20 protein-coding genes and 2 pseudogenes are annotated in these 23263 nt (G+C 68.1%); 7 read left to right on the top strand and 15 right to left on the bottom strand.

Annotated elements, in window-relative coordinates; translation table 11 throughout:
• Positions 1–23: 23 nt before the first annotated feature.
• The 4 genes from brnA to H6A23_RS03225 form a co-directional block, all read right to left on the bottom strand.
• The gene (brnA, locus tag H6A23_RS03240) at positions 24–296 is read right to left on the bottom strand and encodes a type II toxin-antitoxin system BrnA family antitoxin (RefSeq protein ID WP_204830761.1); all 273 of its coding nucleotides are present in this window, start codon (positions 294–296) and stop codon (positions 24–26) included.
• On the bottom strand, positions 289–609 hold the full coding sequence (locus H6A23_RS11640; RefSeq protein WP_353652999.1) for a BrnT family toxin: 321 nt from the start codon (positions 607–609) through the stop codon (positions 289–291). The genes brnA and H6A23_RS11640 overlap by 8 nt, the downstream gene beginning before the upstream one ends.
• A gap of 214 nt (positions 610–823) precedes the next feature.
• Positions 824–1345 (bottom strand): AAA family ATPase, encoded by a 522-nt coding sequence (locus H6A23_RS03230; RefSeq protein ID WP_204830759.1) that lies wholly within the window; start codon positions 1343–1345, stop codon positions 824–826.
• 12 nt (positions 1346–1357) lie between these two features.
• Positions 1358–1903 (bottom strand): nitroreductase family protein, encoded by a 546-nt coding sequence (locus H6A23_RS03225; RefSeq protein ID WP_353652998.1) that lies wholly within the window; start codon positions 1901–1903, stop codon positions 1358–1360.
• Here H6A23_RS03225 and H6A23_RS11785 point away from each other — a divergent pair.
• From H6A23_RS11785 to H6A23_RS03215, 3 genes and pseudogenes are all read left to right on the top strand, one after another.
• Positions 1854–2153, top strand: a pseudogene (locus H6A23_RS11785) (maltose acetyltransferase domain-containing protein); the annotation flags it as partial. The gene H6A23_RS03225 and the pseudogene H6A23_RS11785 sit on opposite strands and share 50 nt — an antisense overlap.
• A 240-nt stretch (positions 2154–2393) precedes the next feature.
• Positions 2394–2499 (top strand): annotated as a pseudogene (locus tag H6A23_RS11780) (DapH/DapD/GlmU-related protein); the annotation flags it as partial.
• A 113-nt stretch (positions 2500–2612) separates the two neighbouring features.
• Positions 2613–3299 (top strand): HAD family hydrolase, encoded by a 687-nt coding sequence (locus H6A23_RS03215; protein ID WP_204830758.1) that lies wholly within the window; start codon positions 2613–2615, stop codon positions 3297–3299.
• 144 nt (positions 3300–3443) lie between these two features.
• Here the strand turns inward: H6A23_RS03215 and H6A23_RS03210 are convergent, their stop codons facing one another.
• On the bottom strand, positions 3444–4010 hold the full coding sequence (locus H6A23_RS03210; RefSeq protein WP_204830757.1) for a TetR/AcrR family transcriptional regulator: 567 nt from the start codon (positions 4008–4010) through the stop codon (positions 3444–3446).
• A 213-nt stretch (positions 4011–4223) separates the two neighbouring features.
• Between H6A23_RS03210 and H6A23_RS03205 the strand changes: the two genes are divergently transcribed.
• On the top strand, positions 4224–6152 hold the full coding sequence (locus H6A23_RS03205; RefSeq protein WP_204830756.1) for an NAD(P)/FAD-dependent oxidoreductase: 1929 nt from the start codon (positions 4224–4226) through the stop codon (positions 6150–6152).
• A gap of 94 nt (positions 6153–6246) precedes the next feature.
• Here H6A23_RS03205 and H6A23_RS03200 read toward each other — a convergent pair whose 3' ends face one another.
• On the bottom strand, positions 6247–7695 hold the full coding sequence (locus H6A23_RS03200; RefSeq protein ID WP_204830755.1) for a C69 family dipeptidase: 1449 nt from the start codon (positions 7693–7695) through the stop codon (positions 6247–6249).
• A 436-nt stretch (positions 7696–8131) separates the two neighbouring features.
• On the opposite strand from H6A23_RS03200, the gene H6A23_RS03195 reads away from it, so the two are divergent.
• The 3 genes from H6A23_RS03195 to H6A23_RS03185 all read left to right on the top strand — a co-directional run bounded on the left by H6A23_RS03195 (position 8132) and on the right by H6A23_RS03185 (position 10936).
• Positions 8132–9160, top strand: coding sequence for a 3-deoxy-7-phosphoheptulonate synthase (locus tag H6A23_RS03195; RefSeq protein ID WP_204830754.1), 1029 nt, complete (start codon positions 8132–8134; stop codon positions 9158–9160).
• Between the two features lie 172 nt (positions 9161–9332).
• Positions 9333–9833: an RNA polymerase sigma factor gene (locus tag H6A23_RS03190; protein WP_204830753.1), complete on the top strand. Its 501-nt coding sequence runs from the start codon at positions 9333–9335 to the stop codon at positions 9831–9833.
• The gene (locus H6A23_RS03185; protein WP_204830752.1) at positions 9830–10936 is read left to right on the top strand and encodes a DUF4179 domain-containing protein; all 1107 of its coding nucleotides are present in this window, start codon (positions 9830–9832) and stop codon (positions 10934–10936) included. Before H6A23_RS03190 ends, H6A23_RS03185 begins: the two co-directional genes overlap by 4 nt.
• 9 nt (positions 10937–10945) lie before the next feature.
• On the opposite strand, the gene pflA is transcribed toward H6A23_RS03185, so the two are convergent.
• The 9 genes from pflA to H6A23_RS03140 all read right to left on the bottom strand — a co-directional run bounded on the left by pflA (position 10946) and on the right by H6A23_RS03140 (position 23115).
• Positions 10946–11788, bottom strand: a complete 843-nt coding sequence (gene pflA / locus H6A23_RS03180; RefSeq protein ID WP_204830751.1) for a pyruvate formate-lyase-activating protein — start codon at positions 11786–11788, stop codon at positions 10946–10948.
• Between the two features lie 149 nt (positions 11789–11937).
• Positions 11938–12180: an autonomous glycyl radical cofactor GrcA3 gene (gene grcA3 / locus H6A23_RS03175; RefSeq protein WP_072369518.1), complete on the bottom strand. Its 243-nt coding sequence runs from the start codon at positions 12178–12180 to the stop codon at positions 11938–11940.
• Positions 12181–12293: 113 nt separating this feature from the next.
• On the bottom strand, positions 12294–14384 hold the full coding sequence (gene pflB / locus H6A23_RS03170) for a formate C-acetyltransferase (protein WP_204830750.1): 2091 nt from the start codon (positions 14382–14384) through the stop codon (positions 12294–12296).
• A gap of 278 nt (positions 14385–14662) precedes the next feature.
• Positions 14663–15223: a GtrA family protein gene (locus H6A23_RS03165; RefSeq protein ID WP_204830749.1), complete on the bottom strand. Its 561-nt coding sequence runs from the start codon at positions 15221–15223 to the stop codon at positions 14663–14665.
• 33 nt (positions 15224–15256) lie between these two features.
• Entirely contained in the window at positions 15257–17761 is a 2505-nt protein-coding gene (locus tag H6A23_RS03160) for a glycoside hydrolase family 3 C-terminal domain-containing protein (RefSeq protein WP_286165771.1), read from the bottom strand.
• 243 nt (positions 17762–18004) lie between these two features.
• Positions 18005–18940: a hypothetical protein gene (locus tag H6A23_RS03155; RefSeq protein ID WP_204830747.1), complete on the bottom strand. Its 936-nt coding sequence runs from the start codon at positions 18938–18940 to the stop codon at positions 18005–18007.
• Positions 18937–19545: a TetR/AcrR family transcriptional regulator gene (locus H6A23_RS03150; protein WP_204830746.1), complete on the bottom strand. Its 609-nt coding sequence runs from the start codon at positions 19543–19545 to the stop codon at positions 18937–18939. The genes H6A23_RS03155 and H6A23_RS03150 overlap by 4 nt, the downstream gene beginning before the upstream one ends.
• Positions 19546–19743: 198 nt before the next feature.
• Complete coding sequence (locus H6A23_RS03145) at positions 19744–20379, bottom strand: DedA family protein (RefSeq protein ID WP_204830745.1); 636 nt, start codon at positions 20377–20379, stop codon at positions 19744–19746.
• A gap of 252 nt (positions 20380–20631) precedes the next feature.
• Positions 20632–23115 (bottom strand): SpaA isopeptide-forming pilin-related protein, encoded by a 2484-nt coding sequence (locus H6A23_RS03140; protein ID WP_204830744.1) that lies wholly within the window; start codon positions 23113–23115, stop codon positions 20632–20634.
• Positions 23116–23263: the final 148 nt, after the last annotated feature.

The following is a 23263-nucleotide window of genomic DNA, read 5'->3' as shown; positions in this document are numbered from 1 at the left end:
GAGAAGGACGGCGCGGCCTGCGGCTAGAGCGGCGCTGACGCCGTTCTTCTCGCCTTGCGATCGTCCTCCTGGTCAAGGCGCTCCGCCAGCCAGATCTTCATGAGCGACTGGCGCGTGACGCCATATTCGCTCGCATAGCCGTCAAGCCGAGCGACCATGGGCTCGTTCATGTCTATGCTCACGCGGCGCTGGGACTGGTGGGGCCGCTCGAAGGTCGCCTCATCCGCGTAGGGGAGGACGTCCCCGCCCTCGTCGAAGATGTCCTCTGCCTGCTGGGAGCTGATTCTCTTATCCATGGTATCTCTCAATCTCAAGCTTCGTGGAACGTCGTGCGGAGATGATCCTGACGCTCTCCCCGTTCTCGCCTCGGTACGTAATGATTGCGGAGAGGTATAGCGACTTGGAGACCCTGCCAACTGCGAGCCAGCGCTCCTCTGGTTCTGTGGAGACACAAACACGATAGTAGAGTGGGTCTTTCCAAATCTTGCACGCCTCCTCAAATCTCACGTGATGTCTTTCCGTCGTCTGACCGTTTGCTGACGTCGCAGATGTCGGTATAAGAACGAGCTCGATAATTTGAAATAGTATCGGCAGTCGGATGATACTCATCCGCGAGCGGTGTTGTGGCCATGCGCGTAGGAAGCAATTCGCCGCGAAAGAGAGAAAAGGTGTCTAGATGCTTCCGTTCAAGCTCCCATTGGGAAAGTGAGTGCTGGCCACTCGTCCGTATATGCTGTCTAACTGGGAAAATACGGGCAACTTGGGGAGTTGGACTGTTTTGAGTTGGGGAGTTGGACCGACGGGGACGGGTGCGGGCTCCAATTCAGCCCGCGCCCGTCCCCGCGCCAATCTCGATGATGCCCTCCGCCACATCCTCGGGCGTCATGTCTGAGGTGTCGAGGAGTACGGTCCTGAGCTCTCGGTAGAGCGACAGCCGCTGGATGCTTCTCCCGATGATGTCCGGCTCCCTCAGGCCCGCGCGCACGTCGGCTTCCAGTCTGCTTCGGAGCACGTCCTCCCGGCAGGTCAGGGAGACGGAGACCACCCGGCAGCCCAGCTCCGCAATAGGCAGCCGCCGCAGGATCTGGTCGATGATGCCCTGCTCGTGCATGACCCAGCTGAAGACGACGTTCTGGTAGGTGCTTGTGCGCAGGAAGTTGCCCAGCAGGTGGCAGATGTTGTCGAGCACCATGGCGCGTGTCTCGTCTGTCACCACAAAGGGGCGCGCGTCCCAGCACCAGTCCCCATCGAGCATGACGGCGGCGGGCAGGCGGTCGCGCAGAATCCGCGCGACCGTTGTCTTGCCCACGCCCATCGTGCCGCCGATGAGGTAGAGCTGCTTCATAGGGGACGCTCCCTACCGATACGTCACCGTCTCGGACAGTGGTCTTCTGCTCTCGTGGTTGGGGAGCGGCCCCGTGCCCTCGGCGGCGTAGCCGAGGTCGAGCAGCATAAGGAGCTCCTCGTTCTCGGGCAGGCCCAGGCGCTCCTTGGCAACGTCCGGGTCAAAGCGGTTGAGCCAGCAGCTGTCCACGCCCGCGTCGCAGGCGGCCAGGACCATGTGCGTGGCCACGATCGCCGCGTCCTCGATGCCGGAGTCGCGCGCGTCGCCGGGATAGGTGTAGACGTTCGTGGTGTCAAAGGCGACGGCCAGGACCGTGGGCGCGCCGTAGCGGCAGGGCGTGAGCTCGTCCACGGCGGCGAGCGACTCGGCGCTCTGCAGCACGTAGACGCGCTGCTCCTGCAGGTTCTTGGCGGTAGGGGCAAGCCGGCCCGCCTCGAGGATCTTCTCGAGCGCCTCGGGCTCCACCTGACGGGCCTCATCATACTTCTTGCATGAGTAGCGCCTGGCGATGACGTCCGTGAACTCCATCTCGGTCACTCCCTCTCGGTTGCGGTCCACCTGTTCTCCTGCGCCAATGATACGCCTGCCGTCACGTCGCCCGCCCCGGGCTGTACAATGGCCGCGCCGGAAACGCCAAGAAGAACGGACCCCCATGACCGCGCTCGACCTCATGCGCTCTGACGCGCCCTATGCCGTGAGCTACCTCGACATGCCCAACGACCTGCAGCCGCGCGCCCAGCGTCTCTGCTGGCGCTTCAACCAGCTGGACCCCGCGGACGCGGAGGCGCGCTCGGAGATCCTGGCCGAGCTCTTCGGCACGTGGCACCCGCGCGCGACGGTCAAGCCCACGTTTCGCTGCGACTACGGCTTCAACATCCACTTCCATGGCTTTGCGCTCGTGAACTACAACTGCGCGTTCCTGGACACCTCGCCCATCAGCATCGGCGAGGGCACGTTCATCGCGCCCGGCTGCGTGCTCGCCTGCGCCGGCCACGCGGTGCACCCCGCCCAGCGCGCGGCGGGCATCCAGACCTCGGCCCCCATCACGCTGGGCGACAACGTCTGGCTGGGCGCCAACGTGACCGTCTGCGGCGGCGTCACCATCGGCGACGGCAGCGTGATCGGGGCGGGAAGCGTGGTCACGCGGGACGTGCCCACCGGCGTGATCGCGGCCGGCGTGCCCTGCCGCGTGATTCGCGAGGTGTCGGAGCGCGACCTCGTGGAGCCGGTCTTGCCGGCTGGCGCCGAGGGGGAGGGGAGGTAGGCCGTGGGTCGCAGGGCTGGCCACGGGGGCTGCGAAAGCGTGATCCTGGACTTCGACGGGACGATGTGCCTGCTCTTCCAGAACCATGACCTCGCCGCAACGAGGCACAGGATGCGTGAGGAGCTCGGGCGGCTCTCGATTGACTTCGACGAGGCGCTGGACGCGTTCGACGCCTTCGACGCCGTGCTGGCGCAGACCGCGGACCGTCCCAAGGAGCGCGCGGAGGCCCTGCTCAGGGCAGACGAGATTCTCTCCGACGCCGAGGTGGCGGCCGCCGGGACGGGCCCCGCGGTCGCGGGCGTGGCCGAGGCCGTCGACTTCTGGAGGGGCGCGGGGTATCGGGTCGGCGTGGCGACCAACAACTCCGCCCGCGCGGTCGGCGCCTTCCTCGAGCGCACGTCCATCGGGCCGCTTCCGGTGGTGGGGCGAGACGGCGCGCACCCGGAGCGCCTGAAGCCCAACACGTGGAGCGTCGACCGCGTCCTCGAGCTGATGGGCGGCCGCCCGGAGACGACCGTCTTCGTGGGCGACACGCGGCGGGACTTTGAGACCTCGCTGCGGGCGGGCTGCGCGTTTATCGGCATGGTCCCGACGGAGCGCAAGCGCGTCCGGCTCGGCGCGGCCGTGGACGAGGGCCTGATGGCGCGGGACTACCCCGAGCTGCTGAGGCGGTTCTTCGGCCGGTCGTAGCCGACTATGCCCCGGCACCCAGACAGGGCCAATCGACAAAAAGACGTCCCCGAGCACACGTTTTTGTCGGCTCGCTCTGTTTCGGCGAGAAGGCGCGGGCGAGAAGGCGCGGGCGTCACGCAGGCGAGAAGGGTGCGCCGGGGCCTACCTCACGCGCCACTCCTCGGGCACCTCGAAGATCGCCTCGAGGCTGGCGAGAAGGTCGTCGCGCCAGTTGGTGGCGCCGCGCCGGATGCACCAGAGGAGCTCGTAGCCGCTGAACATGTGCGAGGCCGCCTCGTAGAGCCGCTCGGCCGGTGCGGCGTTTTGCACCTGGCCCGCCGCCTGCGCGCGGCGGATGATGTCCACCGCGACCTCGGTGAGATAGGGGCGCATGTCAAAGGTGTGGCGGTCCTCCTGCAGGTTGGCGATCATGGCCTGGCTGAAAAGGCCCGCCCCCAGCTTGGAGCTCTCCTGGTAGAGGGTGTCAAAGCAGGTGACGAGCTGCTCCCAGTAGTTGCCCGAGCCCGCTACGGCGAGCAGCCGCTGCGAGAGGCGGATCGTGATGTCGTCGTAGACCTCCACCACGAGCTCCTCCTTGGAGGGCACGTAGCGGTAGAAGGTGGGCTTGGTTATCTCGCACGCGTCGCAGATGTCCTGGACGGTCACGTTCTCGTAGCCGCGCTCCTGGAAGAGGCGGAGCGCCTGGGCGGAGATGATGGTGCGGTTCATGTGCTTCCTCGCATGATGGGCCGGTCGTGCGGCGGGCTATCCGACCCACTTTACACCGTCGCCTGCCGCGTGCGCCCCAGATGACGGCTGCGGCGCGGAACGCGACGTCCGCCGAAAAGTGCCCGCTGCCGCGTTCTTCTCGCCCTGCGGGTCGTACCCTTAACCAAGGTAACGAATGGCGTTACTGTAGTAATAGCGAGAGAAGGGGCGAGCATGGCAAACAGGCTGTTCGAGAAGACCCGGATCGGGAGCATGCGGCTCAAGAACCGCATCGTCATGGGCCCGATGGGCACCACCGGCGAGGCCGACGGCGCCTACACCATGGACGGCGTCTACTACTTCGAGGAGCGTGCCAAGGGCGGCTGCGGCCTCATCATCACCGGCGCCAACGTGGTCTCCACCAAGTACGAGCCGCGCCCCTGCACCGAGCTCAGCAACTTCCACCACGTGGAGCGCCTCAACATGCTCGTCGACCGCTGCCACCACTGGGGCGCCAAGGTGTGCGTGCAGCTCTCGCCGGGCCTCGGCCGCCAGCAGTTCACCGACCCCTTCACGCCGCCGTACTCCGCCGGCGCGTGCCCCTCGTTCTGGTTCCCGAGCCTCATCTGCAAGCCCTTCGCCAAGGAGGACATCGCCTACCTGGTGGAGCGCGTGGGCTACTCCGCCTCGCTGGCCGTGGCGGCCGGCGCCGACGCGCTCGAGCTGCACGCCTACGGCGGCTACCTGCTCGACCAGTTCCAGTCCACGATGTGGAACGACCGCACCGACGAGTACGGCGGCTCGCTCGAGAACCGCATGCGCTTCACGCTCGAGTGCATCGAGGCGATCAAGAGGAACGTGCCGGCGGGCTTCCCCGTCCAGGTGAAGTTCACGCCGTACCACGGCGTGCCCGGCGGCCGCGAGCTCGAAGAGGGCATCGAGATGGCCAAGATCCTCGAGGGTGCCGGCGTGGACGCGCTGCACGTTGACGTGGGCTGCTACGAGGCGTGGTACAAGGCCATCTCCACGGTCTACGCGCCCGAGGGCCACCAGCTGCGCGTGGTGCGCGCCATCAAGGACGCCGTGAGCGTGCCGGTCTTCGGGCAGGGCAAGCTCTTCGACCCGGCGCGCGCCGAGGCCGCCGTGGAGGACGGCACCCTCGACTACGTGGTGCTGGCGCACCAGACGCTCGCCGACCCGGCCTGGGCCAACAAGGTCCGCGAGGGCCGCACCGACGACATCCGCCCCTGCATCGGCTGCAACGAGTGCCTGCTCGCGGGCTTCTCCGGCAAGCACTACTACTGCGCCGTGAACCCGCAGTGCTACGCCGAGCGCGACTACGCGCTGCCCGCGCCCGTCGAGGACCTCGACGACATGCGCAGCGTCCTCGTCATCGGCGGCGGCCCCGGCGGCATGGAGGCCGCCATCACCGCGGCCGAGCGCGGCTACGACGTGGAGCTCTGGGAGAGGAGCTCGCGGCTCGGCGGCAACCTCTGGGCCGCCGGCTCGCCCACGTTCAAGCACGACGTGCTGCGCCTCATCGACTACATGAAGACGCAGGTCAACAAGCTCGGCGTGCGCGTGGTCTACAACAAGGACGCCAGCGCGGCCGAGATCGCGGCCTACGGCGCCGACAAGGTCGTCCTGGCGTGCGGCTCCCGCTCCGTCGTGCCGCCCATCCCGGGCATCGAGCGCGCCGAGGTCTCCGACGGCTACCTGCTGGGGACGCGCGAGCCCGGCCGCGACGTCGTGGTCATCGGCGGCGGCCTCGTGGGCTGCGAGACCGCGGCGTTCATGGCCGAGAAGGCCGAGAACGTGACCATCGTCGAGATGCTCGATGACGTCCTGCTCACGGCCGGCCACTGCCTGAACAACGACCAGGCACTCAAGGCGATGCTCGAGGAGCGCGGCGTCAACAAGGCGTGCGGCGCCAAGGTGACGCAGGTGACCGACGACGCCGTCGTCTACGAGAAGGACGGGCAGACCGTGAGCGTCCTGGCCGACACCGTGATCATCGCAGCGGGCTATCGCTCCAACAACGAGCTCGAGGACCAGCTCGAGGGCCTCGTCGACGACCTTACCGTGGTGGGCGACGCCGTGGCGCCGCGCAAGATTCTCACCGCGGTCCACGAGGGCTACCATGCCATCCGCGTGATGGCGTAGGCCCGGGGCGCCTCCCGACGCGGCAAGAGACGGGGCGAGAAGGACCTGATGGCGGTCCTTCTCGCCCCGCTGCTTTCCCGGGACGGCCCGATGGCTAGTTGTCGCTGCGGGAGAATCCGTTTCTCATGCGCATGCTCGCCTCGTAGAGGACCTTGTCGAGCAGGTCCTCCGTCTGTCGGCGGCACTCGTCGGCGATGGCCTGGTTGCAGGCGACGAGGTCTCCGCCCTCGGCGTCGCAGGCCCGGACGAGCGCGGCGCAGCGGGACGTGAGGGCCTCCTGGTAGCGCTCCACATGCGGCAGGCACGCGCCGTAGGCGGCGTCCGCGAGCGCGCCGACGAGGCGGTTTGCCCAGTAGAAGTTCTCGCTCGTCACGCGCGTGGTGGTGTCCTCGAGGTAGGCCGGGGTCTCGTCGACGTTGGCGTAGAGCGGCACGAGCGCGTTGAAGGCGTTGCTGCCGTAGGCGACCCACTGCAGCGCCGCGCGCTCGGGCGCCACGTAGGGGCGCAGCTGCAGGACGGCGAGCTGGCTGTTGCGGTTGATACCGATGGGGCGGTAGCGGCCGGCCCCCTCCCCGCCGGCGTACGGGTCGTACGGCGTGCCCTGGTAGTGGAGGGAGAGGACGTACTTCACGTCCTCGACGGTGAGCTTGCGCTCCGGCTCGCGGCACCAGGGGATCGAGTCGCTCTCGGGACCGAAGTCGGCGGCCGGCGCGGCGGTGTCCCAGGGGCCGGCGTGCGGGTTGAGGGCGCGCTGGATGGCCCAGGCGCGCGGCGTGTTGTAGACGTGGTCGGAGTCCGAGTGGCTGCCGAAGGCGTCGCGCGGGTTGAAGTGCCCGGACGAGACGCCGATCGTGAGGTCAAGGTGGTTCGCGGCCATCCACTCGCGCAGGTCGGCGGAGCACAGGTGCTCCTCCTGCGCGCCATAGGCGTCGTCGAGGTCAAAGTCGTCGATGCCGAGCTGGTTGGGCATCGTGACGTAGCAGTCGTCCGGCACGCGGCGGGCGATCCAGTGGTGGCCGCCCACGGTCTCCATCCACCATATCTCGTCGGCGTCGGAGAAGGCGATGCCGTTCATCTCGTAGGTGCCGTGGGCCTCGAGCAGCGCCCCCATCCGCAGGACGCCGTCGCGGGCGCTCGTCATGTAGGGGAGGACGAGCGTGAGCATGTCCTCCTCGCCGATGCCGCCGGGCGTCCCGGCCTTCTCGTCGTAGCGCACGAGCGGGTCGGCCGCGAGCACGCGCTCGTTGGTGGTGAGGGTCTCGGTGGCGCTCATGCCCACGTTGCGGGCGCTGAAGCCGGCCTCCTCCCAGAGCCCCTCCTTGAGGTCGGCGTTGGGCAGGGCGGTGTAGCGGACACCCCCTGCGGGGAGCTCTATCTCAAGGTGGGAGATGACGCTTCGATAGACGTCCTTGGCCCTGGGGGCCGGGCGCGAGACAAGGCGCTTGGGGCAGAACTCGCCGTTCGACGAGTCCTCGTTGCGGGCGACGATGGTCGACCCATCGTAGCTGGCGCGCTTTCCAACAAGGATGGTGGTGCAGGGCATGGTGCCTCCTCGGGGACGGGTCCGCTTCGCGTCCATGGTAGCGGTTTGGGGCAGCGACGGCGATGTCCGGGACCGTGGGTGTGCAATCAGGCCCTTGGTGCGAAGCCCGGCCGCCGCGGTGCGCAGTCGGGCCCTTGGTGCGAAGCCTCTTTTCGGGTTTTGGCGAGTTTTGGGAGCATGGTTAATCTCTAGCTTTTAAATTAGCTCGTAGAAGAGGTAGCCATACCTGACAGGTCGGGAAAAGACCTTCGCACCAAGGGCCCGACTGCGCACCGCGGCGGCCGGCCTTCGCACCAAGGGCCTGATTGCACAGACGGGACGTGCCTCACGAGCCCGGGGTTACGTTTTCAAGACAAGCTCGCCGGGCCGCCGCGCCCCGAGGACCCCGCGCGCGATAATGCACGGGCACGCAGCCGACCCCATGGAGGAAACTCGCATGTCTATGAAGTTCAAGCGCCTTCTGCCCATCCCCAAGGACATCCGCGCCGAGATGCCCCTCTCCGCCGAGATGGCGGAGCGCAAGGCGGGCTTTGACGCGGCGGTCTCCGCAATCCTGCGCGGCGAGGACGAGCGCCTGCTGCTCATCATCGGCCCGTGCTCCGCGGACCGCGAGGATTCCGTGCTCGACTACGCCTGCCGCCTGGCCAAGCTCGCCGAGACGGTGAAGGACCGCATCCTCGTCATCCCGCGCGTCTACACCAACAAGCCGCGCACCAAGGGCGTCGGCTACAAGGGCCTGCTCCACAACCCCGACCCCGAGTCCGGCGACGACCTGCTCGAGGGGGTCAAGGCCATCCGCCGCATGCACGTGCGCGTGGTCGAGGAGACGGGCCTCTTCACCGCCGACGAGATGCTCTATCCCACCAACTACCAGTACCTCATCGACCTTCTTGCCTACATCGCGGTGGGCGCGCGCTCCGTGGAGAACCAGGAGCACCGCCTCGTGGCCTCGGGCGTCCCCATGCCCGTGGGCATGAAGAACCCCACCGGCGGCTCCACCGACGTCATGCTCAACTCCATCTACGCCGCCCAGCAGCGCCAGACCTTCATCTTCCGCAACTGGGAGGTCAACACCACGGGCAACCCGCTCGCCCACGCCGTGCTGCGCGGCTACGTGGGGCTTGACGGCATCAACTACCCCAACTACCACTACGAGTACCTCGAGCGCCTGGCGGAGAAGTACACTGCCGACAAGTTCTCCAACCCGGCGGCCATCATCGACTGCAACCACGACAACTCCGGCAAGCGGCCCCTCGAGCAGATTCGCATCTGCCACGAGGTGCTCGACTCCTGCGCGCGCAACGCCCAGATTCGCGGCCTCGTGCGCGGCTTCATGGTCGAGTCCTACCTCGAGGACGGCAACCAGCCCGTGGGCGGGAGCGTCTACGGCAAGTCCATCACCGACGCCTGCCTCGGCTGGGAGAAGACCGAGCGCCTGGTGAAGGAGATCGCGGAGCGCGCGTAGCGCCTCGTGCCCGAATATGCCCGAAGGGGGCGCGGTCGGTCTTGTGGCCGGCCGCGCCCCATCTGTCTGGCTTCGCTTGCCCCGGAAACTTGAGGCAGCCTGAAACAATCCGCCCTCTCCAGGCGTATCTCGTGCGAGGGACCAAGGTGGAAGACACGAGAGAGGGGGATGCGTGCAGGACGACGAGTTTCGACAAGCGGTCGAGAAGAACCGCGACCTCGTGTTCCGCATCGCGTACACCTATCTGCGCGACGCGGCCGACGCGGATGACGTGACGCAGGACGTCTTTATCAAGCTCCTGCGGCATGAGGGTGACTTTGCGAGCGAGGCGCATCGGCGCAACTGGCTCGTGCGGGTGTGCGTGAACGAGTGCCGGTCGCTCTTCCGGCGGCCGTGGCGTCGCGTCGAGGACATCGAGCGGTACGCAAACTCGCTTCAGATGCCGAGCCGCGGGCACGTCGAGCTGCTCACGAGCGTGATGCGTCTGCCCGAGAAGTACCGCGTCCCGCTGGTGCTGCACTACTACGCGGGATTCTCGACCGGCGAAGTTGCGAGCATGCTACGCGTGCCTGCCGCGACGGTGCGCACGAGGCTCGCGCGGGCGCGGGCTCGCCTGCGGAAGATGCTGGAAGCCGACGGTATTCCCCATAGGGAGATGGAGGTCGTGCAATGAGGAAGAATGAGCTGCATGAGGCGATGGAGCGCATGCACGCCGCCGAGGACACCTACGAGCGCGTGATGGAGCGAGCGTCGGCGGGATGTCGGCGAGGCAGGGGGCCGTTGCCCGCGGCTGCGGTGATCGGCGTGGCGGTGGCGGGGGTGCTCGCCACCGGGGGCGTCGCCTATGCCGTGGCCGGCGGAGACTTCTTCGACAGGGTGTGGGGCGATCACGGCACCGACGGGAGGGTCGAGTGGAGCTACATGGGCAACAACTACTCCCAGGAGTATGGCTCGCTCGACCCCGCGGCCGTTTCCGATGACCTTGCCTCCTCCGTGGAGGCCGTGGGGCTCTCCGTCACGGGCAACGGCTACACGCTCACCATAGAGGACATGCTCGTCGACGAGAACGGCTGTGGTGTGGCAAGCTTCACGCTGGAGAACCCGGACGGGCTCCAGAACAACCCGGAGTACGGCCTGCCAGTGGAGTTTGTGCCCGCCGATGACGCCCCCCTCGACTCTCTCGGCATGTTTTCGACCGGCGAGGGCGTCTCCGGGCTCATTGACGCGAGGTGGGTCTATGACCAGGAGCTCTCCACGGATACCGCCGCCCGAGGAACCGTGTACTTCTCGACCTTTGGATCGCTCGACAGCGTGCTCTCTGGCGTCTTCTGGTCGCTCTCGTGGCACACGGGTGAGGTTGACGAAAACGGAGCCGTGCCTCCCGACTACGCCAACCTGGAGGAGTGCTCGGATGCCTTCGTCCCTAGCAAGGTCGTGGGTGCGCGCGAGTTCGCCGGAGAAGACGGAAGCGTTGCCACGGTGAGCCCCTTCAGCATTCACGTTGACGCCGCGTGGAAGGCGGGAGGGGAGTCTGGCACGGACAAGGTCGTGCTGCACCTGGCAGACGGCAGCACGTATGTGGTCGTGTCCGACGGCGATGAGTCCGCAGACATGAACTACTACACCGCCAACCTACTTGAGGATAGGACCGTAAAGTACACGTTCACACGTCTGGTCAACGTCTCCGACGTCGTGAGCGTCGAGATCTCGGGGGCCGTGGGCGACCCGCTCAGCGGGGAGGAGACCCACGCGGCCACGCTCGTGCCTGCCGCGTAGCTTCCGGGCCTAGCCCCGCCGTTCGGGGCGTCGCCCTCCCCGGCGCTCCGAGCGGCGCCGCGCGAAGGCGCGCAGCGCAACCTCGCGCAGCTCCTTTGCACGCGCGGCCTCCATGGCCTTCACGCCCTCGAGCGGGTAGGGGATGCCGAGCTTCTCGTACTTGGACTTGCCGAGCGTGTGGTAGGGGAGGAAGTCGAGCCCCACGACGTTGTCCCACTCGCCGATGATGCGGCCCACGGCGGCGCACTCCTCCTCGGAGTCCGTGAGGCCGGGGACGATGACGTGGCGGACGAGCGTGGGTATGCCGCGGCGCGCCAGCTCGTCGCCGAGCTCGAGCGCGTGGCTCGCGGGCATGCCACAGAGCCGCTCGTGCAGGACGGGGTCCGAGGTCTTGATGTCCAGAAGAACCATGTCGGTGGCGTCGAGAAGCCGCGAGAAGCGCTCTGCGTGCGCTGCAGAGAAGGTGGCGGCAGAGGTGTCCAGACAGGTGTGGATGCGCCCCGCAGGCGCCTCGTGCGCCTCCTCGAAGAGGGCGGCCACGAAGTTCGGCTGGGCCATGGGCTCGCCGCCCGTGACGGTGATGCCGCCCGACCTGTAGAAGGGGCGGTTGCGCTCGAAGCGTTCGAGCACCTCCGCCACGGTGACGTCGGTGCCGGGGCCGGTGCCGTCGGCGCGGCCGAACTCCCAGGTGTCAGGGTTGTGGCAGTACTGGCAGCGCATCGGGCAGCCCTGGCAGAAGACCACCAGGCGCGTCCCGGGGCCGTCCACCGTCCCGAACGACTCGATGGAGTGCGCCCTCCCCACGACCGCAAGGTTCTTCTCGCCGCTCTTCTCGCCGGTTCGATCGCTCACATCCGCACCTTCCACCCAGACACGTTACGAAACCATGATAGACAGAAGCGGGCCGGGAGATTGCGAAGCAGAGTTCCTGAGCGCCGAAAGGCGCGAAGCACTCTGCGGAGCAACCTCCCGGCCCGCCTCAAGGACAGGTCAGGTTGACCTTACATCGCCTCGTGGAAGGTGCGGGAGATGACGTCGTCCTGCTGCTTCTTGGTGAGGGAGTTGAACTTCACCGCGTAGCCGGAGACGCGGATGGTCAGCTGCGGGTACTTCTCGGGGTGGGCCTGGGCGTCAAGCAGGGTCTCCTTGGTGAAGACGTTGACGTTGAGGTGGTGGCCGCCCTCCTCGACATAGCCGTCGATCATGCTGACGAGGTTGTCGACCTGCTCGGCAGAAGCGCTCATGATGGGGTCCTTTCTCGCGTGGTCGCCCCGGGACGGGGCGACCCTCCTGTAACCACAGTGTATCCGATAAGTGTCACCAAAGCAGTGACATTTACCGAATCCGCCCGAAAAGGCTAGCAGCAGCCGCAGTCGGGGGCGGGGTTCTCGATCTGGATGTCAACGCCGAGGGCGTCGAGGTCGAGCTCGTCGAACATCACGGCGCCCTCCTTGCCGAGCGCGTTCGGGACGATGGAGAACGTGTTGGAGATGCCGTCCTGCGCGTCCTTGAACGGGAGCTTGGCGACGGAGGCGAGCGACGCCACGGCGCCGTGGGTGTCACGACGGTGCATGGGGTTGGCGCCCGGGGCGAAGGGCTCGCCGGCGCGGCGGCCGTCGGGCGTGTTGCCGGTGGCGTTGCCGTAGACCACGTTCGAGGTGATCGTGAGGATCGAGGTGGTGGGGACGGAGTTGCGGTAGGTGTCGGTCTCGCGGACGTACTTCATGAAGACCTCGACCACGTCGTGGGCGATCCGGTCCACGCGGTCGTCGTCGTTGCCGTACTTGGGGAAGTCGCCCTCGACCTCGTAGTCGGTGACCAGGCCGGTCTCGTCGCGGATGACCTTGACCTTGGCGTACTTGATCGCGGAGAGCGAGTCGGCCACGACGGACAGGCCCGCGATGCCGGTGGCGAACCAGCGGTGCACGTGCTCGTCGTGCAGGGCCATCTGCAGGCGCTCGTAGCAGTACTTGTCGTGCATGTAGTGGATGATGTTGAGGGAGTTGACGTAGACCTCGGCCAGCCACTGCATCATGTCGCGGTACTTGACGATGACGTCGTCGTAGTCGAGGTAGTCGCCCTCCACCGGACGGAACCTCGGGCCCACCTGCTCGCCGGTCTTCTCGTCGCGGCCGCCGTTGATGGCGTAGAGGAGGCACTTGGCGAGGTTGGCGCGGGCGCCGAAGAACTGCATCTCCTTGCCGATGCGCATGGAGGACACGCAGCAGGCGATCGCGTAGTCGTCGCCGTGGTAGACGCGCATGAGGTCGTCGTTCTCGTACTGGATGGAGCTCGTGGTGATGGAGATCTTGGCGCAGTAGCGCTTGAAGGCCTCGGGCAGGCGGGTGGACCAGAGCACCGTGAGGTTGGGCTCGGGGCTGGTGCCCATGTTCTCGAGGGTGTGCAGGTAGCGGAAGGCGGTCTTGGTGACCATGGAGCGGCCGTCAACGCCCATGCCGCCGATCGACTCGGTGACCCACTGCGGGTCGCCGGAGAAGAGCTCGTTGTACTCGGGGGTGCGGGCGAACTTGACCATGCGGAGCTTCATGACGAGGTGGTCGATGATCTCCTGGGCCTCGGCCTCGGTGATGACGCCGGCCTTGAGGTCACGCTCGGCGTAGATGTCCAGGAACGTGGAGTTGCGGCCGATGGACATGGCGGCGCCGTTCTGCTCCTTGACCGCGGCGAGGTAGCCGAAGTAGAGCCACTGGACGGCCTCCTGGAAGTTCTTGGCGGGCTGGGAGATGTCGAAGCCGTAGATCTTGCCGAGCTGGTTGAGCTCCTGGAGGGCGCGGATCTGCTCCGCGAGCTCCTCGCGGTGGCGGATGGTGGCCTCGTTCATGGTCTTCTGGGTGCCGGCGTGCTCGGCCTTCTTCTCCTCGATGAGGCGGTCGACGCCGTAGAGGGCCACGCGGCGGTAGTCGCCGATGATGCGGCCGCGGCCGTAGGCGTCGGGGAGGCCCGTGATGATGTGGCTGTGGCGGCACGCGCGCATCTCGGGCGTGTAGACGTCAAAGACGCCGGCGTTGTGGGTCTTGCGGTAGTTCGTGTAGATGTTCACGATCTCCGGGTCGACCTCGTAGCCGTTCTGCTTGCAGGCGGCCACGGCCATGCGGATGCCGCCGTTGACCATGAGGGCGCGCTTGAGCGGCTTCTCGGTCTGCAGGCCCACAATCTTCTCGAGCGGCTGGTCGATGTAGCCGGCGGGGTGGGAGATGATCGTGGAGACGAGGTCGGTGTCCATGTCAAGGACGCCGCCCGCCTCGCGCTCCTTGGCAAAGAGGCCCATGACCTCGTCCCAGAGCTTGGTGGTGTTCTCGGTGGGTTCGGCGAGGAAGGACTCGTCGCCGTCGTAGGGGGTGTAGTTCTTCTGGATGAAGTCACGAACGTCGATCTCGTGCTCCCAGTTGCCGCCGACAAAGCCGGCCCAGGCCTCCTGCTGACTCACTGCTCACGCTCCTTTTTTTGACGTTGGGCACGTTGCGCCCACCGCGGGATAACGGCACTCTTCAAACTACCAGATATGAGAAGTTGATGGAGCTGAGAAAAGTTAGTTGAGGCTTACCGCCAGCAAAACACATAACCGCGGCAGATGACAGGCACTTCTCGGCACGCCCCTGCGGCGGGCGGCGCCTCCGGGCGCGACGTCGCCGCGCACAGAAGGGCGCCCCGACCTCGGGGTGGTCGGGGCGCCAGGAGGAAGGAGCCGGGATGCGGGCGCGGAGCCTACTTCTCCTTGGGCTTTGCCTCGCCCTCGGGGAAGATCTTCTTGTTGACGAAGAAGAAGACCACCATCGAGATGCCGCCGTTGAGCACCGTGGTGCCGATGTTGTAGATCCAGTCGGGCACGAACATGCCGGCTACGGCGACCCACACGCAGTTGATGGAGTTCACGATGCACGTGATGATGATGAACGCCACCAGGTACCAGGCGATCTGCGGGCCGACCTTGCCCTTGGAGCGGAAGACGAAGCTGCGCTGGATGGGGAAGTTGATGCACTCGCCGATCACCATGGCGACCATGTAGGCGCAGAAGTAGGCGAGGCCGCCGTGCGCCTGGTCATAGCCCAGGATGTTCCACTGGAAGGTCTCGCCGAACAGCGTCACCGGGATGCCGGGCCAGCCGAAGGACGCGTCGCCGAGAAAGGCGAAGGCGGCCGGCAGGAACGTGAGCATGAGGTACTTGAAGACCGTGATCACGTTGGAGACGATGACGAAGAGGCCGCCCTCGCGGATCCAGGTCGCGGCGGAGGGGTGCTTCTCGGCGAAGTTGGACCAAAAGCTCATGATGCAGGTTCCTTTCTGATACTCGGGCCCCGCCTAGCGGGCGCACGAGGCGTCGGCGATCTTCTTGGCGAGCGCGTTGTTGCGCACGAGGTTCGTGACGAAGGCAACGAGGATGGGCGCGAGCACCCACAGCAGCCAGAGCGCGATGCCCAGGCCGACGCCCCAGCCGAGCGCGACCGAGAGGGCGAGAAGGACGATGCCCGCCCAGCCGTAGCCCTTGACCTCGCGGACGAGCGCGTCGACGAGGCCCATGTCCACCATGCCGTTGGTCATCTTGGCGAGGGCGCGCAGCGGCATGTTCCAGATGAAGAGCACGTTGAGGTTGGGGTGGCCGGACCTGTCCGCGGCGTTCTTCAGGGCGCGCAGGACGAGCCACACGACCCAGAAGATGAGGGAGCGGCCGTGGTTGAGGTCGCGGAAGCACATGTTGCGCTCGATCGTGGCCTCGTTGGTCGGGATGGCGTGGCCGAGAAGGGCGGCGAAGTGCGCGTCGTCCACGCTGAGCACGTCGGCGGTCTCGTAGGGGGCCACGTCGATGCCGGCGTAGGGGTTGGGGGCGCCGGTTCCGGCGAGCTCGACCTCGGCGGTGAGGCGGACGTCGTCGGAGGCGGCGGCCACGCGCAGCTCGTAGGTGCCCGCCTCGACCTCCCAGCGGTTGGTCTTGACGTTGAAGTAGCTGAAGGCGCGCTCGGTGAGCGGGATGGTGACGACCTTGGACTCGCCGGGGGCGAGCTCGACCTTGGCAAAGCCCCTGAGCTCCTGCTCCGGGCGGAAGACCTCGTGGTCGGGCTTGGCCACGTAGAGCTGGGCCACCTCGGCGCCGGCCACCGTGCCGGCGTTGGTGACGGTGAAGCTCACCGCGTCGGCCGTGGCCTTGATGCCGGAGTAGGCGAAGGAGGTGTAGGAGAGGCCAAAGCCAAACGGGAACGCCACCGGCACGTGGGCGGTGTCGAAGTAGCGATAGCCCACGTAGAGGCCCTCGCGGTACTCGGCGCTCTTCTCCTCGGAGGGGAAGTTGGCCGAGGAGGGCACGTCCTCGAGGCGCACGGGCCAGGTCTCGGCGAGCTTGCCCGAGGGGCAGACGGCGCCGGTGACCACGTCGAGCGCCGCTCCCGCGCCGGCCTGGCCGCCGAGCGCGCAGTAGAGGACGGCGCGCGCGTCGGCCACCCAGTCGGTCTCCACACAGGAGCCGGCGGAGAGCAGGACGACGACGTTGGGGTTGACCTCGGCGACGGCGTGGGCGAGCTCGACCTGGTTCTCGTTCAGGCGCATGGTGAGGCGCTCGGCGCCCTCGGACTCGGCGATCTCGTCGAGGCCGAGGCAGAGCAGGATGACGTCGGCGTGGCGGGCGAGGTCGAGCGCCGCCGCGCGCTTGGAGGCGTTCTCGCCGCCGTGGCGCTCGAAGCCGGGCTCGTAGCCCACGAGGTCGAGGTCGGTCTCGCCGATGAGCTCGAGCAGGCTGTCGACCTTGGTGCAGTTGACGGCGGAGGAGCCGGCGCCCTGGTAGCGCGGGGTCTTGGCGAAGTCGCCGATGAGCGCGACCTTGGCGTGGGCGGGCAGCGGCAGGATGGGGCCGTCGTTCTTGAGCAGGACGCAGCCGGCCGCGGCGGCCTCGCGGGCGAGCGCGTGGTGGGCGTCCGCGTCGAAGGAGGCCGGCGCCGCCTCGACGGCCGGGGTCACCCTGAGCGCGAGCTCGATGACCTCGTCCACGCGGGCGTCGACGTCGGCCTCGGAGATGGTGCCCGCCTCGACGGCGGCGATGAGCTCGCGCGTGGAGCCCAGGCCCGGCGCCGGCATCTCGAAGGTCGAGCCGGCGGCCACGCCCGCGGCGTGGTCGTTGGAGCCGCCCCAGTCGGTGACGACGGCGCCGTCGAAGCCCCACTCGTCGCGCAAGATCTCCTGGAGCAGGTGCTCGTTCTCGTTGGCGTAGACGCCGTTCACGAGGTTGTAGGAGCTCATGATGGTCATGGGGTCGGCCTCGCGCACCACGGTCTCAAAGCCGGCGAGGTAGATCTCGCGCAGGGTGCGCTCGTCGAGCACGGAGTCCGACGCCTGGCGGCGCGCCTCCTGGCTGTTGACGGCGTAGTGCTTGGGGCAGGCGCCGATGCCGTTTCTCTGGACGCCCCGCACGAAGGCGGCGGCCATCTTGCCGGAGACGAGCGGGTCCTCCGAGAAGTACTCGAAGTTGCGGCCGCAGAGCGGGTTGCGCTTGATGCAGAGGCCGGGGGCGAGCAGCGTCCCCACCTTCTGGACGGCCGCCTCCTGGCCCATCGCGGCGCCCACGCGCTCCTCGAGCTCGACGTCCCAGGAGTTGGCCATCGTCACGGCGGTGGGGAAGCACGTGGCGGGCTCGGAGCCGTTGAGGCCGAGGTGGTCGGCCGCGCCGGCCTGGTGGCGCACGCCCGAGGGGCCGTCCGAGAACTCGATCGCCGGGATTCCGGCGCGCTCGTTGGGCCAGCTCCCGAAGGTGGTGCCGCCCTGGAGCAGCGCGCACTTCTCGGCGAGCGAGAGCTTTCTGATGATGTCCTCGTGTTTCATGTCTCTCCCCTTCGACAGGCTCGGCATCATCTCAAATATATTGAGGCCGAGCCCGAGGCCGGGAACACTGACACGATTGGCGCGTCTGCGGACACGATTGGCGCTCGCCCTCACGCCACCAGCGTAGGCGCGCGGGGCGAGAAGGGCGGCCGACCTGTCGCAAGCGGTCGGATGGGCGACGCAAGCTGCACGCGTGGCAGGGGGACGGAGGAGCCGTCGCCGCTCCGTCCCCCCGCCACGCCGTCAGCGCCCGCCCTTCTCGGCGCGGCGCTTGTCGTTGATGATCTTGACGTGCTCGTCGGTGATGAGCGTGACGCCGTTCTCCTTGGCCCAGGCCACGCAGCCGTTGAGGACGGTCTTGAGGAACGGGCGCGGCACCTTGACGAAGTTCTTGAGCGCCTCGTCGGTGAACTTGACCGTGTCGTCCGCGCGGTTGGCCGCGTAGCGGATGGACTCGATGTCCACCTCCCTGGGGGCGGGGACGGGCTCTGCGATGGGCTTGGCGAGCTTGGGGAAGCGCGTGTACCAGAAGTTGGTGGAGTCGCGGTAGCCGTAGTCCACGGGCACGGGCGGGAAGCTCGTCTTGGTGACGCCGTTCACGATGGCGTCGTAGTAGCGCTCCTTCATGAGGATCTTGTCGATGTGCAGGATGAAGTGGGCGCCGTACCTGGACGTGATGCCGTTGAAGTCGTTGTAGGGGCCGGGGTGACCGTCGTCGATGTCCTCTGCGCGGAACTTGTCCGCGCCCTCGAGCTCCGCGGCCCAGGTGCACTCGAAGACCTGGAACGCGGTCTTGATCACGGGCGGGCGCAGCGGGTCTGCGGGGTCGGCCTGGCCGGGCTCCATCTCAAAGGCGAGCTCGGCCATCTTCTCTGAGGAGGGGCCGGGAAATCCCAGGCGCACGGCCTCCTTGAAGCTCTCGCGGTCGTCGGGGATGAAGTTGAGGGCGCACTTGTGCGTGCGGAGCAGGTTGGCGCAGGTGTTGGACGTGTTGCGGCACTCCAGCAGCATCGCGTAGTGGTCCTTGCCGGCGATGTAGTACGGGAAGCACAGCGAGTAGGAGCCGATGTTGAGGGAGCCGTCGGGGTTCATCGTGGAGATGCACACCGTCGGCATGGGGAAGAAGGCCGACGTCTGGTAGAAGTTGTCGACGATTCTCAGGTCCTTGAAGCTGCTCACGATTCCTCTCCTCCTTCGTCGTGCGACAGGGGGACGGGGGAGTCGTCGCCGCTCCGTCCCCCTGTCACGTCCTGGGCGCCCGCCGCGAGGGCGGCCGCCAGCTTGCCAACGGATGCGGTGCCGAGGTCCTCGTTGACCGAGCAGACGAGAAGGACCTCGGCGAGCACGTCCGCGAGGGGCGCGAGGTCGGCGCGCCCCGAGCGCTCGAGCACGGTGCGAGCGGGCCGGGCGACCTGCTCGCGGAGCGTGCGGTGATAGCGCGTGAGGTAGCCCGCGGCGCGCCCTCCCTCGTACTGCTCCCAGGTGGGGCGGTACGCGCTCGAGAAGGAGCTGAGCTCGTCGCAGAGGGCGGCGAGGCCGCGCTCGAGGTCGGTCGCGCGGGCCGCGGCGGCGTCCATGCGCGCGAGCGCGCCCTGCCAGTCGGCCAGGGCGAGCGTGGCGACGATCTCCTCCTTGTCGCGGAAGTGGTTGTAGAGGGTGCCGGGGGCAACGCCCACGCGCTGGGCGAGCGCGCGCATGGAGAGGGCCTGGTAGCCCTCGGTGACGAGGGCCTCGCGCGCGGTCTTGAGGACGCGCTCCCGCAGGTTCTCGATGATCTTGGGCATGGCCGCCCTTCTCGCCGGGCGCTTATGAACACGTTCATTTTATGGCTGGGGGGAGGCGTCGCAGGCCCCCGACTCCCCGAGCGGGGCGATGTGCCGGGCCAAAGAAAAAAGGCGGCTCCCGGACCGCCTCCCCTGCGGGGGTCCGGGAGCCGCCTGAGTGGCGCGGGGCGGAGCGGAGGCAACTCCTCCGTCCCTGCGTCACGCGCCCTTCTGCTCGCGCAGGGCGGGGATGATGCGCTTGACGACCCAAAAGATCACGGCCACGACGACGATGGCGATGATCACGTACTTGACGACGTCGGAGACCCACTCCGCCTGGGCGGCCACCGTCTCCCAGGCGCTGCCGGCCGCGGCGCCGAGCGAGCAGAGCACGCTGTTCCAGACGGCCGAGCCGACGAGCGTATAGAGCGAGAAGCGCACGACGCCCATCTTGGCGGTTCCGGCGGGGATGGAGATGAGGCTGCGCACGACGGGGATGCAGCGGCAGATGAGCACGGTCACCTGGCCCTTGCGGTCGAACCAGTCGACGGCGCTCGAGATGTCCTCGGGCTTGAAGCCCAGAAGGCGCATCGGGCGCGTGCCGAAGAACGTCATGAGGCGCTCGCGGGAGAGGAGGCGGCCGACGCCGTAGAGGATGTAGGCGCCGGTGATCGAGCCGACGGTGGCGGCGATGATGACGCCGGGGAGCGTGAGGTCGGTCGTCGTGGTGAAGAAGCCCGAGAGGGGCAAGATCAGCTCGGACGGGATGGGCGGGAACACGTTCTCGAAGAAGATGAGAAACCAGACGCCGATGTAGCCGAACTGGCTGATGAGGTTGGTGAAGACGTCCTCCATGAGGCTCCTTCTGCTCGACGGCACAAACGAGGACATTATCCCAGTCCCCGGGCAGCCCGGAGGAATACTCAACGATTGCACAGAACTGGGGCCGCGGCCGTCCGCCCCTCCGGTGTCGGCGGTCGCGAGCCCCCGTCCCGGCGGGCTGCCCGCGAGCCTGGCCCGTCACGCGCGGGCGAGCCCGCGCTCGAGGCCCGCGCCCGAGGTCCGCGACCTGTTGCGTCCCGGCCGCGGGCGACCGGGACGCCGGGGCTACCTCTGGTGAAGGAGCCGTCCGCGCAGCAGGGGCACGGCCGCGCAGAACGCGCCGAGAAGAACGACGAGCAGCGCGGGGAACGCGTCCTCGCCGGTGCCGGGCAGGCCCTGGGGGACATCGGGCGTCGCGGCGGCCGCCTGCGTCACGGCGTCCTCGTCGTGCGCCTCGAGGCCCTCGCCCCCTCCGTTGCGGTAGAGGTCGACGTGCGCGGCGTTGTCGAGCGCGGTCCCCTCGACGTATGCCTCCGTGGCGCGCATGCGCAGGACGGCGGGGGAGAGGCCGTCGTCATGGGAGGGGGCGAGGTCATCGACGTCATCGTGGGCGTCCTTGATATCGCCCCGATCCCAATCGCCCGTCCGGGTGGTGAAGCCCTCCTCGACGCGCCCGTACTCGAGCCGCACGCCGGTCACGACCTCGCCCTCGGCGAGCGCGAGCTCGGAGACGGGGAGCTCGACGGCCTCGTCGGCAGGGACGTCGGCGCGCCAGAGCCGCCACCCCGCGTAGTCGAGCTGCCGCCCGTCCCCCTCGAGCCAGGGGTTGTCATGGCCGTCGGATCGCGTGGCGTTGGCGCCGCTCTCGTCCACGAGGCCGGGGTCGGTGAGGTTGGTCTGGTACCAGACGTTCATGAGGCCGTCATAGTCCCCGGCCGCGCGTGGCGTGACAATCGACGTGAGCTCGGCGAGGCCCGTGGCCGCCGCGGCGAGGGAGTCGGTCACGGTGAGCTCGTCGGCCCAGGTCGAGCTCGTGCTCCTGAAGTCGATTCCGTACTCGTACGACCCGCCCTCGGAGACCGTGACCCCGGCTCGGTTGGCGCCGTCGCCGTTGGCCTCCGTGCGGGGAGCCGTGGGGTCGGCTATCTCCTGCCGCTTGTCGATTTGCCCGCTCACCTCGATGGGCTCGTCCCGCATGACGACGGTCTGGACCTCGCCGGTCTCCTCGACGGTGAAGGTGACGGTCTCCGCCTGGTCGTAGGCCCTGGGCGTCAGCTCCTCCGTCAGCGTGTAGGTGCCCGGCTTGAGCCGCTCGACGCGGTGGGGCTCGGTGCCGGAGACCCAGGTCTCGACGACCTCCCCCGCCTCGTCGCGTATGGTGAGCGTGGCCCCGGGAACCTCCTCCTCCCCGGTCACGGAGCGCTTGGAGACGTCGACCTTGGTGTAGTCGTTGGCGAGCGTTGCGGTGGCGTGGGCGCCGCCCTCGAGCCAGTCGCCGGACACGAGCCCCGCCTCGTCCACGCGCACGGTCCAGAGCGTCGTGTCGAGCAGGTAGCCGGGGAGGGGACGGCTCTCCCGGAGGTGCCACTCGCCCGGGGCGATGCCCTCGATCCTCAGCGTGCCGTCTTCGCCCACGACGAGGCTCCGGGCGCTGGGCGCTGAGCTGGGGTCGTCGCCCTCGGCCGCGCTCCACCAGACGAACTCGGTCCCGGGAAGGGTCACGTCCTCGCGCCCGAGCTCCCCCTTCGACACCACGAGCGAGTTCTTCTCGTTCTCGGCCTCGACCGTCGCCGTGACGACGGAGGCCTGCTGGCCGTTCGTGGAGACCGTGAACTCCCGGGGCGTCGCGTCGAGGACGTGGCCGGCGGGGGCCTTCGTCTCGATGAAGGCATAGGTGGCGGAGCCCGACCCCAGGGGCAGCCCGCTCACGCGCGCCGTGCCGTCGGCGCCCGTGGACACATGGGCCATGACCTGGCCGGCGCTCGCCTGGACGACCCCGTCCGGCGCGATGACGTCTTCCCGTGCGACGACGTCGAACTCGGCCCCCGCCAGCGCCTCGCCGCTCGCGGCGTCGCGCTTGACGAGCGTGGCGGAGGCGCTCCTCTCAATCACGAGCATGTTCTGCACGTCGCCACGCGGCGCGTGGTAGACGCGGACCGCGCGGTTCCACGGGCCGTCCTTGCCGGCGTGCGCCTGCGCCTCGAGGTAGAGGTCGAGCGCGGCCTGGCGCACCTCGACGCTGGTGGGGCCGCGGTCGGCGAAGCTGTAGCCCCCGCCGCCCTCCCAGGCGCCCACCGGGACGTAGCACTCCACGCCGGGCTCGATGTAGCCCTGCTGCATGTACACGGCAAGCGCCGTGGCGGTGCGCGCGCCGAGCTCGCTCAGCTGGTGCCCGGCGATGACGCCGGTGCCTGGGTAGCCGTGGTAGGCGATGTAGGCGAGCGCGCCCGTGGCGTACTCCCACCCGGCGTCGTAGTCCAGCACCTCGGGGTTCACCCGCCCGAGGTTCATGCAGTAGCCCACGGCGACGGTGGTGCCCGTGCCGTCCATGACGTCGAAGTAGTGGGTGCCGGCGTCAAAGCCCTCCACGTTGTCCGGCGACTGCGTGCTGCGAACGGTCACGGCGTCGCCGATCGCCAGCGCCTCCTGCGGCGCCGCCCCGCACGCGACGCAGAGCAGAAGGAGGAGTGCCGCCACGAGGGTGACGACCCTCACGGCCCCCGTCACCCCCTCGCGCCGCTGTCTGCCGATTGCCCTGAACTGCTCCATGCAGGCTCCTCTCGATCGATTCCCGTTGGGCCGGGCGAGCGTACCAAGGAGCGTCGCGGCGCTGTCTTCCCGCTCTCTGACGGGTGGCTGACGGGGCAGGTGGGGGCGCCCGCCGGTGTTGGTTGGTTGCAGAACCTATCGGCAGGCG

Source organism: Olsenella uli (assembly GCF_016900775.1).
In the GTDB taxonomy this organism is placed as follows: domain Bacteria; phylum Actinomycetota; class Coriobacteriia; order Coriobacteriales; family Atopobiaceae; genus Thermophilibacter; species Thermophilibacter uli_A.
This window is presented reverse-complemented; position numbering and strand designations above follow the sequence as displayed.